This window comes from Thiolapillus sp. (assembly GCF_048562965.1).
GTDB lineage: Bacteria > Pseudomonadota > Gammaproteobacteria > Chromatiales > Chromatiaceae > Thiolapillus > Thiolapillus brandeum_A.
This window is the reverse complement of record NZ_JBHNMF010001034.1, coordinates 1-970: the sequence shown is the minus strand read 5'-3', so window position 1 is coordinate 970 and position 970 is coordinate 1. Positions and strand designations below refer to the sequence as shown.

Annotated in this window: 1 protein-coding gene and 2 pseudogenes; all 3 read right to left on the bottom strand. The window is 59.7% G+C overall.

Annotation, left to right across the window (positions count from 1 at the left end; translation table 11 throughout):
* Positions 1–184, bottom strand: a pseudogene (locus tag ACOCD2_RS22080) (hypothetical protein); the annotation flags it as partial.
* A complete protein-coding gene (locus tag ACOCD2_RS22075; RefSeq protein ID WP_293680561.1) occupies positions 172–471 on the bottom strand; it encodes a hypothetical protein in 300 nt (99 codons plus the stop codon). The gene ACOCD2_RS22075 and the pseudogene ACOCD2_RS22080, both read right to left, overlap by 13 nt.
* A pseudogene (locus tag ACOCD2_RS22070) lies at positions 461–835 on the bottom strand (IS66 family transposase); the annotation flags it as partial. The pseudogene ACOCD2_RS22070 and the gene ACOCD2_RS22075, both read right to left, overlap by 11 nt.
* Between the last annotated feature and the right edge of the window lie 135 nt (positions 836–970).

The window sequence follows — 970 nt, the reverse complement described above, 5'->3', positions numbered from 1 at the left end:
CCGCCATCATGGCCGCCAGCACCGCGAGGCGTTCCGCCCGCGGCAGTGCCCGGTAGTTCTTCCCCCAGTTCGCGGCACGGCGCTTGATGCGCTGGCGGTCGGTGAAATTCCTGCCCGCGCAGCTGGCCCAGTGTAAGCGATCATTCCAAACCTCTATTGCCTCTTTCCGGATTATCTGAGCCATTTTTTCTTGCGAGCCTTGGCAGGTCTGTGCGGATCGGCGGAGCCGGTATCCTTCACCGGCGATAGCAAGTGGGGCAAGATATTCCAGCGCTGGCCGTTGTCGGTGACCACAGTGACGGTCTTGCGGTTGTATTTGACCAGGGTCGCGAGCATACGTCCCCCCTGGTGTTCGAAGCTGACCTGCTGGCCAAGATTGAACTGCATCATCTCGATGTGAGCTTGCGCCACCACGCGCTGATTGAGATCCAGCAGTTCCTCGAAGCTCAGACCGTCGATGTCAATGGGCATGGTCGAGGTCCGAGTGCAGGGGGTTGGCGGCGAAGCGTTCCTTCCAGCCGCGTGGCGTCAGTTCCTCAACATCCCTTGCCGGATGCAGGGCCACCCGTTGCAGGACATCTACCAGGTAGGTGTAGGGGTCAACCTGATGCAGCCGGCAGGTGGTAAGCAGACTTTGGATGATACCCACCTGTTTTGCACCTACCTCGCTCCAGCAGAACAACCAGTTCTTGCGCCCCATGGGGATCACCCGCAGGGCCCGCTCCAGGTGGTTGGTGTCGATGGGCACCGCCGGGTCACTCAGATAGGCTTTCAGTTGTCCCCGGTGGTTCTCGGCATACACCAGCGCCTTGGCCAGGGGATCACTGTTGACCAAGGGCCTCGGAAAAAATAGATGGCTCCTCAGCAGAATTTGTGGGTAGCAGAGGTGGGTTTGAGGCAAATGATCAGGTCTGTCCTGTCGGGGTAGAGCCCCCCACCCGGTCTCTGAGAAGATGGAGTTGTGAAACCA

Coding starts and splice junctions, on each gene's coding strand:
- ACOCD2_RS22075 (WP_293680561.1), bottom strand. CDS start 471: ATGCCCATTGACATCGACGGTCTGAGCTTCGAGGAACTGCTGGATCTC.